At 38.2% G+C, this 13,382-nt stretch carries 11 protein-coding genes; 8 read left to right on the top strand and 3 right to left on the bottom strand.

Annotated features, from left to right (window positions below; genetic code table 11):
* Positions 1–8: 8 nt before the first annotated feature.
* Positions 9–176, top strand: coding sequence for a hypothetical protein (locus KJR31_RS03020; RefSeq protein ID WP_006150597.1), 168 nt, complete (start codon positions 9–11; stop codon positions 174–176).
* Between the two features lie 43 nt (positions 177–219).
* Here the strand turns inward: KJR31_RS03020 and KJR31_RS03015 are convergent, their stop codons facing one another.
* Positions 220–2,499 carry a Xaa-Pro dipeptidyl-peptidase gene (locus KJR31_RS03015; protein ID WP_214262011.1) on the bottom strand — a complete coding sequence of 760 codons (2,280 nt, stop codon included), beginning with the start codon at positions 2,497–2,499 and terminating at the stop codon, positions 220–222.
* A gap of 170 nt (positions 2,500–2,669) precedes the next feature.
* On the opposite strand from KJR31_RS03015, the gene mutY reads away from it, so the two are divergent.
* The 4 genes from mutY to KJR31_RS02995 all read left to right on the top strand — a co-directional run bounded on the left by mutY (position 2,670) and on the right by KJR31_RS02995 (position 6,753).
* Positions 2,670–3,827, top strand: coding sequence for an A/G-specific adenine glycosylase (mutY, locus tag KJR31_RS03010; protein ID WP_214262010.1), 1,158 nt, complete (start codon positions 2,670–2,672; stop codon positions 3,825–3,827).
* 68 nt (positions 3,828–3,895) lie between these two features.
* A complete protein-coding gene (yycF, locus tag KJR31_RS03005; RefSeq protein ID WP_214262009.1) occupies positions 3,896–4,600 on the top strand; it encodes a response regulator YycF in 705 nt (234 codons plus the stop codon).
* Positions 4,593–5,951, top strand: a complete 1,359-nt coding sequence (gene vicK / locus KJR31_RS03000) for a cell wall metabolism sensor histidine kinase VicK (protein WP_214262008.1) — start codon at positions 4,593–4,595, stop codon at positions 5,949–5,951. The genes yycF and vicK overlap by 8 nt, the downstream gene beginning before the upstream one ends.
* Positions 5,944–6,753, top strand: a complete 810-nt coding sequence (locus KJR31_RS02995) for an MBL fold metallo-hydrolase (protein WP_214262007.1) — start codon at positions 5,944–5,946, stop codon at positions 6,751–6,753. The genes vicK and KJR31_RS02995 overlap by 8 nt, the downstream gene beginning before the upstream one ends.
* Before the next feature lie 34 nt (positions 6,754–6,787).
* Here the strand turns inward: KJR31_RS02995 and KJR31_RS02990 are convergent, their stop codons facing one another.
* Both KJR31_RS02990 and KJR31_RS02985 read right to left on the bottom strand, forming a co-directional pair.
* Positions 6,788–7,135, bottom strand: coding sequence for a thioredoxin (locus KJR31_RS02990; RefSeq protein ID WP_214262006.1), 348 nt, complete (start codon positions 7,133–7,135; stop codon positions 6,788–6,790).
* Positions 7,136–7,244: 109 nt separating this feature from the next.
* Positions 7,245–8,963, bottom strand: coding sequence for a phospho-sugar mutase (locus tag KJR31_RS02985; RefSeq protein ID WP_214262005.1), 1,719 nt, complete (start codon positions 8,961–8,963; stop codon positions 7,245–7,247).
* A 236-nt stretch (positions 8,964–9,199) separates the two neighbouring features.
* Between KJR31_RS02985 and KJR31_RS02980 the strand changes: the two genes are divergently transcribed.
* The 3 genes from KJR31_RS02980 to KJR31_RS02970 all read left to right on the top strand — a co-directional run bounded on the left by KJR31_RS02980 (position 9,200) and on the right by KJR31_RS02970 (position 13,316).
* Positions 9,200–10,471, top strand: coding sequence for a DUF5105 domain-containing protein (locus tag KJR31_RS02980; protein WP_214262004.1), 1,272 nt, complete (start codon positions 9,200–9,202; stop codon positions 10,469–10,471).
* A 78-nt stretch (positions 10,472–10,549) separates the two neighbouring features.
* On the top strand, positions 10,550–12,451 hold the full coding sequence (gene abc-f, locus KJR31_RS02975; RefSeq protein ID WP_214262003.1) for a ribosomal protection-like ABC-F family protein: 1,902 nt from the start codon (positions 10,550–10,552) through the stop codon (positions 12,449–12,451).
* Between the two features lies 1 nt (position 12,452).
* Positions 12,453–13,316 (top strand): XRE/MutR family transcriptional regulator, encoded by an 864-nt coding sequence (locus tag KJR31_RS02970; protein ID WP_214262002.1) that lies wholly within the window; start codon positions 12,453–12,455, stop codon positions 13,314–13,316.
* Positions 13,317–13,382: the final 66 nt, after the last annotated feature.

Genomic DNA, 13,382 nt, shown 5'->3' with positions numbered 1-13,382 from the left:
AGATAGCTATGGGTGATAAACCAATATCTTTCCGAGATGCTGACGGAAATTTTGTTTCAGCTGCTGATGTGTGGAATGAAAAGAAGTTAGAAGAACTTTTTAATCGACTCAATCCAAATAGGGCTCTGAGACTAGCTAGAACCAAAAAACAAGCAGAAGGAAAAAAATCAGAATAAAAGAACCCGTGATATTCGTATCACGGGTTTTCTGGTTTACTAACTATTTTTGATAAGGGATTTCGAGACTTGACTGAGCAAGGTCTACAGTTAATTGATAATCTGTATTGTCACGTACCGTAATCTCAAAATCAGTAGTATAGAGCACAAGACGAAGAGTATCACCTTCTTTTAGTTTGTAAATAGTTGGTTGTAGTTCAAATTGGAATTCCATCCATTCATCTGGCTTAACTTCTTCAATTTTCAATAAATCATGACGGTTTTGGAGATTGAGGTACCCTTTGGTAATAACACGCTGGGCATTTGGACTAAATGGTAGCTCGCAAAGGTTTTCCAGCATATGGTAACGTCCATTATCAATCGTACGAGCAGCCAAAACACCTGGATATGGTTGTAGGTATTTCTTTTGACCAAGTTCGAGAAGTTGAGCAGAAAGTAAGCCTTTGTTTGTACTTGACTTGAGACGAAGGTTCAGTTTAACACGCCCATTGATATGAAGGTCTTCTGTCACTGGCAGGTCTATGGTAACCTGATTGACCTTACCTTGATACAATTCATTATTAAAGGTTTGGTAGGTTTTTTCAAATCGTTCAAAGTCAGAATCTTGGTAATGATTTTCAATGACAGCTTCTTCAGTACCTAAAGAGAAAGTTTTATGGTCAGTTTGATTTCCAAAATCTTCAAGAGTTAACCAGGTTTGTGGGCTGGTGTTATCTTGCCAAACGACTCTTGGAAGCTGGTAGTCAGTGTTTTGACCCAATAATTTTTGAGTCAACAGGGCATTCATGGATTCACGGAAATCAATAGACTGCCAGTTGTTCATATAAACATGGGCACCGTTATGATAAAAGAGATGTTTCTTAATATTGCTTGGAAGAGCATTGAACATTTGATAGACATGAAGTGGTTTTACATTCCAGTCTTGTGAACCGTGAGTAAAGACAACTTCAGCCTTAACCTTTTGGGCATTGAGTAGGTAGTTTCTGTAATGCCAAAATTGGTTATAATCGCCCGTTTTACGGTCTAGATTTTTCTTGAGTTCTTCTATAGACTCTTTATGAGCCTTGTTTCCACGGATATAGTCACCAGCTAAGAGATTACGAGAATAAGTTAATTCATCTAATGAATCGAAGTCCTCCCCAGGATAGCCACCTGGGCTTGTCACAAGACCATTTTCACGGTAATAGTTGTACCAAGAGGAAATACCGGCTTCAGCAATAATGACTTCTAAACCATCAACTCCTGTAGTTGCAAGACCATTAGACATTGTTCCTAGATAAGAAAGACCAGTAGTGGCAACTTTTCCATTTGACCAGTCAGCCTTGACCTGACGTTTACGACTGTGGTCTGTGAAGGCACGACAACGACCATTGAGCCAATCAATGACATTTTTATAGGCTTCAACTTGTCGGTAATCTCCGTTGGTCATTTGACCTTGAGAATCCTTGGTTCCAAGACCAGATACGTAGATATTTGCAAATCCTCTTGGAAGGAAGTAGTCGTTAAGTGTGTAACTACTATTGATATGAGTGAGCTTTTCTTCAGCATCAGCAACAAGATCCGCTTCGCCAACGGGTTCAACCAAGTCCAGGGTTGGATTTTCTAACGTAATTTCATGTGGTTCCTTGACTTCTAGTTCAGCTTCCATTTTGTAAAGAGCTTTGTCGCTTGCTTTATCATTAGTTCCTTGATGGTATGGACTTGCAGTCATAACAGCTGGAATTTTGCCGTGATAAGATGGACGGATAATGTTTACCTTAATGAGATCAGGCAGACCATCCTTGTCAGAGTCAACGCGAGTTTCTACATAAACAACTTCACGAATGACATTGTTTGCAGAGAAGGTTGCCAAACTCTTACCATTGAAGTAGTGGTAGTTATTGTCCTCAAGAATAAGACCATCACTCACCAATTGGTCAATCAAGGTATTTCCCTTTTTAGTGCGCGTGTTAAGGAGTTGATAGAGATTATCAATCAAATTTCCGTAAACAATTGGGAATGCTGTATCTTCATGAAAAGCAATACTATCTTCAAAGTCTACTAAGTAACTGAATCCAAGTAACTGGAATGCTACAGTATAGAAAATCTCTGCAGTTAATTCACGTTCTGAATTGAAGAAAGTGAGAAGATCAGTCTCCTTATCAACTGCTAAAGCGGAAAGTGGATAGTCGGTATTTTTATAATTAAAGAAACAAGTTCTAACAAAGGCTTCAAACTGTTCTTTATGTGAAGCTGAAAGATCAAGCTTGAATCCAAGCTCAGATAATTCTTGTAAAGCTTGTTTGTTTGTAACGGGATAATAACTAAATTGATTAAAACGCATTGATATCTCCTTTAAAGATTCATTTAAAAGTCATTATATCAAAAAAAGATAGAAAATAACAGAAAGAGTAGAGATATGTCTGATAGTCAGGCATGATAAGAGAGTCGATACTAAAACAAGGACAATTTTCATTTTTTGAGTATCCTATAAGGATATGCTATACTAGATATATGTTAGATTTGGAGAAATATGGCGTGTCCATGTGGGAAGAGGAGAGGATTCTCTCTTTTCGAAAAAAGTTATTGGCTTGGTATGACGAAAATAAGCGGGACCTACCTTGGAGAAGGACTAAAAATCCTTATCATATCTGGGTGTCAGAAATCATGTTGCAACAAACCAGAGTTGATACAGTCATTCCTTATTATGAACGATTTCTAGAATGGTTTCCGACTGTAGAGAGTCTAGCAAATGCACCTGAAGAACGTTTATTAAAAGCTTGGGAAGGTCTTGGTTATTATTCTCGTGTTCGTAATATGCAAATAGCAGCCCAGCAGATTATGAATGAGTTTAAAGGAGAATTTCCATCCACTTATGAAGGGATTTCAAGTCTGAAGGGGATTGGTCCCTATACGGCTGGAGCTATTTCAAGTATTGCCTTTAATCTACCACAACCAGCAGTTGATGGAAATGTTATGCGTGTTTTGGCTCGTCTCTTTGAAGTCAATCATGATATTGGAAATCCTAGCAATCGAAAAATATTTCAAGCTATGATGGAAATTTTGATTGACCCAGATCGTCCAGGTGATTTTAACCAGGCTTTGATGGATTTGGGTTCAGATATTGAGGCGCCCGTTAACCCGAGGCCAGAAGATAATCCAGTTAAAGATTTTAGTGCTGCCTATCAACATGGAACAATGGATCGCTATCCTATTAAAGCGCCAAAGAAAAAACCAGTTCCTATATTTTTAAATGCTTTAGTTGTGCAAAATAATCGAGGCCAGTTTTTACTAGAAAAGAATGAAAGTGAAAAGTTACTTGCTGGATTTTGGCATTTCCCTTTGATTGAGGTAGATGAATTTTCAAAAGATGAAGAACTAAATCTCTTTAATCAGGTTGCTGAACCGTCTATTCAACTTGGGCCATCACCGCAAGAAAGTTTTGAGCAGGATTATGATTTAGAAGTTGAGTGGCAGGATAGTGATTTCGAAGAAGTGAAGCATATCTTTAGCCATCGAAAGTGGCATGTACGAATCTTAGCGGGACAAGTAGTTGATAGTAAAGAGTATAGCGACAAAGAAGTTGTTTGGTTAACTCCTGAAGAGTTTGACCTCTACCCACTAGCAAAACCTCAGCAAAAAATTTGGCAAGAGTATTCAAAAAGATGCTGACAACACTAGTCTTTCGTGTCTTCTTTGCATTTTTTTGGTATAATTGATACAAGGAAAAAGGTGACTATATGAAAAAAATATTGATTGTAGATGATGAAAAACCAATCTCAGATATTATTAAGTTTAATATGACCAAGGAAGGCTATGAAGTTGTTACAGCCTTTAATGGACGTGAAGCGATTGAACTGTTTGAAGCTGAAAAACCTGATATTATTATTTTGGACTTGATGCTTCCAGAAATTGATGGTCTTGAAGTGGCTAAAACGATTCGAAAGACAAGCAGTGTTCCAATTATCATGCTTTCAGCAAAAGATAGTGAGTTTGATAAGGTTATTGGCCTTGAGCTTGGTGCGGATGATTATGTGACAAAACCATTTTCAAATCGTGAGCTACAAGCGCGTGTTAAAGCTTTACTCCGTCGGACCGAGTTGATAGCGGTGGATAACCAAGAGGAAGATACTAAATTACAAAGCCTTCAAATTGGTGATTTAGAGATTCTTCCAGATGCTTATGTGGCAAAAAAATATGGGGAAGAATTAGACTTAACCCACAGAGAGTTTGAATTGTTGCATCACTTAGCTTCTCATCTTGGTCAAGTTATTACTCGTGAACATCTCCTTGAGACTGTTTGGGGTTATGATTATTTTGGTGATGTTCGTACTGTCGATGTCACTATTAGACGTCTACGTGAGAAGATTGAAGACACACCAAGTAGACCTGAATATATCTTAACTCGTCGTGGTGTTGGTTATTACATGAGAAATAATGATTGAAGTAATTAGACAAACAATTTTAACCAGAGATTTCGTCTTTGTACTCATTTTAATTGGTTTTATCATGCTTGTTAGTTTTCTCTTGCTTGAAGGCCGTAGAGATAATATCCGACTCAAACAGTTAAATCAAAAGATTAAAGATTTAATTGCTGGTGATTATTCTCAAGTACTGGATATGCAGGGGAATACTGAAATCACTAACATTACGAATAACTTAAATGATTTGTCTGAAGTTATTCGTCTAACTCAGGAAAACCTTGAGCAGGAAAGTAAAAGATTGCATAGTATTTTGTCATATATGACAGATGGGGTTCTTGCAACAAATCGTCGTGGTCAAATCACGATGATTAACGATATGGCTAAGAGGCAACTTGGCGTCGTAAGTGATGAAGCATCAAATCAGAACATTTTAGAGTTGCTCAAGATTGAAGATGAGTACGAGCTTAGAGACTTAATAACTCAAAGTCCTGAATTGATGATTTATTCCCAAAATGTTAATGGAGAGTATATCAGTTTGCGTGTGCGTTTTGCCTTGATTCGTAGAGAATCTGGTTTTATCTCCGGTTTGGTAGCAGTCCTACATGATACGACTGAACAAGAGAAGGAAGAGCGCGAGAGAAGGCTTTTCGTTTCAAACGTTAGTCATGAATTGCGAACTCCTTTGACCAGTGTAAAATCTTATCTTGAGGCCTTGGATGAGGGTGCATTATATGAACCTGTTGCTCCTGATTTTATCAAAGTATCTTTAGATGAGACCAACCGTATGATGCGAATGGTGACGGACCTCTTGCATCTTTCGCGTATTGATAATGCAACTAGCCATTTAGATGTTGAATTGATTAACTTTACAGCTTTCATTACGTTTATCCTAAACCGTTTCGATAAGATACGAGCCCAGGATCAAGAAAAGAAATACGAGTTGGTTCGTGATTATCCCATTACATCGGTCTGGATTGAAATTGATACAGACAAGATGACTCAGGTAATCGATAATATTCTTAACAATGCCATCAAGTATTCCCCTGATGGTGGGAAAATTACGGTTAGCATGAAAACCACTGATGACCAGATGATTTTATCCATTTCTGATCAAGGACTTGGAATTCCTAAAGAAGATTTACCGAAGATTTTTGACCGTTTCTACAGGGTTGATAAGGCTAGAAGTCGTGCCCAAGGTGGGACTGGTTTAGGTCTTGCTATAGCAAAAGAAATCATCAAGCAACACAATGGATTTATCTGGGCCAAGAGTGAATATGGCAAGGGTTCAACCTTTACCATTGTTCTTCCTTATGATAATGATGCTGTAAAAGAAGAAGTATGGGAGGATGAAGTAGAAGACAAGAATGAGTGAAAAAGGCTTTAAATATAGTATTTTAGCATCGGGTTCTAGTGGAAATTCCTTCTATCTAGAAACCCCTAAGAAAAAGATTTTAGTAGATGCAGGCTTATCCGGTAAAAAGATTACAAGTTTGTTGGGTGAAATCAATCGTAAACCTGAGGATTTGGATGCTATCTTGATAACGCATGAACATGCTGACCATATTCACGGTGTTGGTGTTTTGGCCCGTAAGTATGGCATGGATCTTTACGCAAATGAAAAGACCTGGCAAGCCATGGAAAATAGTAAGTATCTAGGCAATGTTGATTCTTCTCAAAAACATATCTTTGAAATGGGAAAAACTAAAACATTTGGAGATATCGACATTGAGAGTTTTGGAGTTAGCCATGATGCAGTTGCTCCCCAATTCTACCGCTTTATGAAGGATGATAAGAGCTTTGTTATGCTGACGGATACGGGTTATGTTAGTGACCGTATGGCTGGCATCGTCGAGAATGCAGATGGTTACCTGATTGAGTCCAATCATGATGTGGAAATTCTGCGAGCTGGATCATACGCATGGCGACTCAAACAACGCATCCTGTCTGACCTTGGCCACCTCTCAAATGAAGATGGAGCAGATGCTATGATTCGCACACTAGGTAATCGTACTAAAAAAATCTACTTGGGCCATTTATCTAAGGAAAATAATATCAAGGAACTTGCCCATATGACCATGGTCAATCAGCTAGCTCAAGCAGACCTGGGAGTCGGAGTGGATTTTCAAGTTTACGATACATCTCCAGACACTGCAACACCATTGACAGATATATAAAAAAGAAGGCGAGTGCCTTCTTTTTTTATGCTTTTTACAAACCAGCAAATTCTTTGATTTCTTGTGCAGACATAGAAGAATCACAACGAACCTTGATTTCTCCATTAGTAACATGTACAAATCCAGGTACTGTAGGGATTTCATAACGTGAGCGGAAGTCTTGCAATGCATCGAGCTGGCTTGGTTCTTCGCTGTTGATGAAGTAGATGTGTGCTTTTGTTTCGGCAACGACACCAGCTAAAGTTCCGGCAAATTTACGGCAGTAAGGACAAGTTTTACGGCCAATAAAGAAAGTTGCAGTTTCTTTTTTTTCAAGGGCTTCTTGCGCACGAGCTACAGTTGTAACTTCGAGATCTTTAATATTTTCTAAAAATTGTTCCATGAGATTACCTCGCTTTCATTGATAAATCTAGTATGCCATAAAGTTTTTAAAAATGCTTAGATTTGATACGAAAAAAAGATGAGATCATTACATCTCATCTTTCAATTAATTATTTTACAAAAGCATTGATTTCAGCTTCGATGTTTGCGATCTTAGTTTGTGAATCTTCGTTAGTTTCACCTACAACTGCAATGTAAAACTTGATTTTTGGTTCTGTTCCTGAAGGGCGAACAGCAATCCATGAACCGTCAGCAAGTGTGTATTTCAAAACATCACTTGGAGGAGTTGTCAAGTTTGTAACAGTTCCGTCAGCAGCAGTAGCAGTTTGAGCCTTGAAGTCTTCAACGACAGCGATAGCAGTTCCATTGAACTCTTTTGGACCGTTTTCACGGAATTTCGCCATAATGGCTTTGATTTGCTCAGCCCCGTCAACACCAGAAAGAGTAACAGAGATTGTCTTTTCAGCATAGTAGCCGTACTCTTTGTAGATTTCTTCGATACCGTCAGCAAGTGTCAAACCACGAGAGCGGTAGTAGGCTGCAAGTTCAGCAACAACAAGGACAGCTTGGATAGCGTCTTTATCACGTACGAATGGTTTGATCAAGTAACCGAAGCTTTCTTCAAATCCCATCATGTAAGTGTGATTGTGTTTTTCTTCAAATTCTTGGATTTTTTCAGCGATAAATTTGAAACCAGTCAAGACGTTAAACATGGTTGCGCCGTAGCTTTCAGCAATCTTAGTTACCAAGTCAGTTGAAACAATTGATTTGCAAAGGGCTGCATTTTCTGGAAGGGTTCCAGCGTTTTTGTGGGCTTCCAAGATGTACTTAGCCATGATAGCACCGATTTGGTTACCTGAAAGGTTAAGGTAGCTGCCATCTTTTTGAAGGACTTCAACACCGACACGGTCTGCGTCAGGGTCAGTTGCGACAAGAACATCTGCACCAACTTGACGACCAAGTTCTTCAGCAAGGGCAAAGGCCGCTTGGTTTTCTGGGTTTGGAGATTTAACAGTAGAGAAATCTGGATCTGGAATTGCTTGAGCTTCAACGACTTGTACTGAATCAAATCCTGCTTGAGCAAGAGCACGACGAGCCAACATTTCCCCAGTACCGTGAAGTGGAGTGTAGACAATCTTCATGTCTTTACCAAATTCTTCGATCAAGGCAGGGTTGATGTTAACGTCTTTTACTTCTTTGAGATATTCTGCATCGATTGATTCACCAATAACTTCAATCAAACCAGATGCTTTTTCAGCCTCAACATCAGCGACTTCCACAGCAAATGGATTTTCGATCGCACGGATATAAGTAGTCAAAGCGTCTGCATCGTGTGGAGGCATTTGGCCACCATCTTCACCGTAAACCTTGTATCCGTTAAATGGAGCTGGGTTGTGGCTAGCAGTAATCATGATGCCCGCAAAGCAGTTGAGGTGACGAACAGCGAATGAAAGCTCTGGAGTTGGACGGAGACTTTCAAAAACATAAGATTTAATTCCGTGTTTTGCAAGAACTGCTGCAGATTCAAAGGCAAATTCTGGAGAAAAGTGACGGCTATCGTAAGCGATGGCAACACCACGTTCCTTTTCATTTCCACCTTTTGACTCAATCAAACGAGCCAAACCCTCAGTTGCTTGACGAACAACATAGATGTTAATGCGGTTTGTACCAGCACCAATCAATCCACGCATACCAGCAGTACCAAATTCAAGGTTTGTGTAAAAGGCATCTTCCTTTGTTTTTTCATCCATATTTTCCAAATCTTTGCGAAGGTAGTCTGGAAGTTCTGCGAAATCAACCCATTTTTGGTAATTTTCTTGGTAAGACATATGAAATCTCCTTTATATATAATCTAATCGCCTTCATTATACCATGATTTAAAGTTTTAGTAAAACGATAGCGTGGCTCAGTTATATGAATTTAAAATTCATTTAAATCAAAGAATAAGTAAAAATTTATTATATTTAAAAATTTGCAATGTTTTTAAAGCGATTTCCTGTTTCTAGTTTGAAAATTTCTGACTGTATGGTACAATATAGTAAATAATAAAAGGAGATTTTCTATTATGAAAAAAGTTCTTAAGCATTCAGCTTTAGTTTTGACTGCTTTAGCATTGGTAGCTTGTGGAAATAGTAAAAAAGCAAGTGATAATGGTACTGCATCTAACTCAAATTTCGAAGTTTCTGTTAAAGACGGTATGTATGTTCTTCCTAAAGATGAAGATTCAAATTCACACTATCTTGCACTTCAAGTTGAGATTAAAAACAATCGTGATAAACAGTTTAGCTTTACTAGCCAAGATATTGCACTTTATAACGAAAAAGACGAAAAAGTTGAACCAATTCAAATTTATGAGTCAGACAGTAAAACCAAATTCATGTCATATGGAGATAGCCTATCTAAAGGTAAGAGTGTAGCTGGTTACGTAGTTTATGAAGTTGATAAAGACGCTAAATATGAACTTCACTTTGCGCCAAGCTTTTACGATGATGTAAAAGATAATAAAAAGGATAAAAATGACGTAGCTATCAAGGTTGACCCAAGTCAATACGAAGACAATATTGATGAAGCAAAAGAAGCTATGAAAAAATATGTAGATGCTGTTTACCTAGATGGAGAAAACACTGGTGGTGCATCAAATGTAAGCTTTACTAATGATAAAAGCCAAATCGTTGCACTTGAAGATAAAAAGTCAGACAACAAGAAATCAGACGACAAGAAATCTGATGATAAAAAATCAGACGATAAAAAATCTGATGACAAGAAATCTGATGATAAGAAATCTGATGACAAGAAATCTGATGATAAGAAATCTTCTAATGATTCTGATTTGATTACAAATGATGTGAAAGCAGACAGAGAAGAATTTATCAAGAAATTCATCGAGTCATTCGGTAAAGGATTCTACAACTATAAACCTTCTGATTCTGAACTTCGTACATTTGTAGAAGCATATATCAAAGCAAATGCTAAAAGAGCAAAAGTTGATTACAAAGTAAAAACTTATTTGCCAGACTATGCGGTTGTCTATGTAAGACCAGAAACAATCGATTTGAATAACTTGAATGTTCATGAATTGAGCCGTAAATTCTACGAAGAAAACAAAGGTAAATACAGCAACTACTCAGAAGCTATGAAGGCTGGTGAGAAGTACATTCTAGAAAATGCACCAAGTCAATTTGATTCAACTCCACTTGATACTAGTGACAATATGCAAAAAGAAGGTTACGAAATCAGGATGACTAAGAAAGATGGTAAATGGACAATCGACACATCTTCTAAGAACTATAACTTAAAAGATATGGCACGTACATTCCGTGGTGGTATCGGTTATTAAAATTTAAAAGTTCGAGTTTAAAGCTCGAACTTTTTTATTGGAATTGTGAAAAACGGAAAAAGATAGTAAAATAGTAACATGATTATTTTACAAGCTAATAAAATTGAACGTTCTTTTGCAGGAGAAGTTCTTTTTGATAATATAAACCTACAAGTAGATGAACGGGAGCGTATCGCACTCGTTGGGAAAAATGGGGCTGGGAAGTCTACTTTACTCAAGATATTGGTCGGAGAAGAAGAACCGACATCTGGTGAAATCAACAAGAAAAAAGATATTTCTCTTTCTTATCTAGCACAGGATAGTCGATTTGAATCAGAAAATACCATCTATGACGAGATGCTTCATGTCTTTGACGACATACGTACTACTGAAAAACAGCTTCGTCAGATGGAGCTAGAGATGGGGGAAAAGACTGGGGCAGAACTAGATAAGCTCATGTCTGACTATGATCACCTATCTGAAAATTTCCGTCAGGCTGGAGGATTTACCTATGAAGCTGATATCCGCACTATCTTAAATGGGTTCAAGTTTGACGAGTCTATGTGGCAGATGAAAATTGCTGAGCTTTCTGGTGGTCAAAATACTCGTCTAGCGCTAGCTAAAATGCTCCTTGAAAAGCCTAATCTTTTGGTCTTGGATGAGCCGACTAACCACCTAGATATTGAAACCATTGCTTGGTTAGAAAACTACCTTGTAAACTATAGCGGTGCCCTCATTATCGTCAGTCACGACCGCTATTTTCTTGATAAGGTTGCAACCATAACACTCGACTTAACCAAACATTCCTTAGACAGATACGTAGGAAACTACTCAAGCTTTGTGGAGCAGAAGGAGCAGAAGCTCGCAACTGAAGCTAAAAACTATGAAAAGCAGCAGAAGGAAATCGCTGCTCTGGAAGATTTTGTCAATCGCAATTTAGTCCGAGCCTCAACGACTAAACGTGCCCAATCTCGACGAAAACAACTGGAGAAGATGGAGCGCTTGGATAAGCCTGAAGCTAGTAAGAAATCAGCTAATATGACCTTCCATTCTGATAGAGTATCTGGTAATGTCGTTTTGACAGTTGAAAATGCTGCTATTGGCTATGATGGAGAAATATTATCAGAGCCTATCAACCTCGACCTTCGTAAGATGAATGCAGTAGCGATTGTAGGTCCTAATGGTATTGGTAAGACGACCTTTATTAAATCTATTGTGGACCAGATTCCCTTCATCAAGGGGGAGAAGCGCTTTGGTGCTAATGTTGAGGTTGGTTACTATGACCAGACGCAAAGTAAGTTAACTCCGAGCAATACAGTATTAGATGAACTCTGGAATGATTTTAAATTGACGCCAGAAGTTGAAATCCGTAATCGCCTAGGTGCCTTCCTTTTCTCTGGTGATGATGTTAAAAAATCAGTTGGAATGCTTTCAGGTGGAGAGAAAGCTCGCTTGCTTCTGGCAAAACTTTCCATGGAAAACAACAACTTCTTGATCCTCGATGAGCCGACTAACCACTTAGACATCGACAGCAAGGAAGTCTTGGAAAATGCCCTGATTGACTTTGATGGGACTCTTCTATTTGTCAGCCATGATCGTTACTTTATCAACCGAGTGGCCACTCATGTGCTAGAATTATCTGAGAATGGCTCAACACTTTATCTGGGTGATTATGACTATTATGTTGATAAAAAAGCAGAGCTAGCAGCTAGCCAAGCAGAAGAAGCGGCAGCTGTTAGCCAAGAAAAAGAGGCTTCTCCAGTTAATGACTACCAAGCTCAAAAGGACAGTCAAAAAGAACTGCGTAAATTGATGAGAAAAATTGAAAGTCTTGAGATAGAAATCGAAGAACTAGAAACTCAAGCCCAAGCTATCTCTGAACAAATGCATACCACCAATGATGCGGATGAACTCATGCAATTGCAAGCAGAACTGGATAAAATTAGCCATCGTCAGGAAGATGCTATGCTGGAGTGGGAAGAATTGTCGGAGCAGGTGTAAGATGGAAAATCTTGGAAAAGTTTTTCGTGAATTTCGAATCAGTAAAAATTACTCTCTAAAAGAAGCTGCAGGAGAGACCTGTTCGACCTCCCAATTATCCCGATTTGAATTGGGGGAGTCGGATCTAGCTGCATCTCGCTTCTTTGAAATATTAGATAATATTCACGTGACGATTGAGAATTTTATGTATAAGACTAGAAATTTTCAACATCATGAGCATGTCGGCTTGATGGCTCAGATTATTCCGCTTTACTACTCAAATGATATTGCAGGTTTTCAAAAGCTTCAAGAAGAACAACTTGAAAAAGCTAAGAGTTCAACAAATCTCCTCTATTTTGAGCTGAACTGGATTTTGTTACAAGGTCTGATTTGTCAAAGAGATGCTAGCTTCACTATGAAGCAAGGTGATCTGGATAAGGTGGCAGATTATCTTTTCCAAACAGATGAATGGACCATGTATGAGTTGATTCTCTTTGGCAATCTCTATAGCTTTTATGATGTGGACTATGTTAATCGCCTTGGTAAAGAAGTGATGGAGAGGGAAGATTTCTACAAAGAAATTGGCCGCCATCGAAAACTGGTCTTGATTTTAGCTCTTAATTGTTACCAGCATTGTTTAGAACATCTTGCTTTTGAAAATGCCACCTACTTTGAAACTTATATAGAGAGGATTATAGGTAAGAGCATCAAACTCTATGAGCGTAATGTATTCCACTTTCTTAAAGGATTTGCTCTTTATCAGAAGGGGCAAAAAGAAGAAGGTTGTAAACAAATGCAGGAAGCCATGCATATTTTTGATGTGCTAGGTCTTCCGGAGCAGGTAGCTTACTATCAGGAACATTACGATAAATTTGTAAAAGATTAATTTCCCAAATAAGGGAAAAATGAGAAACTCCTTCAAGTTTTGATACAATAGTTTCAAAATTTGAGA

Source organism: Streptococcus infantis, assembly GCF_018499575.1.
GTDB lineage: Bacteria > Bacillota > Bacilli > Lactobacillales > Streptococcaceae > Streptococcus > Streptococcus infantis_K.
Note: the sequence above shows the minus strand (reverse complement) of the source record. Positions and strands in the feature narration are given on the sequence as shown.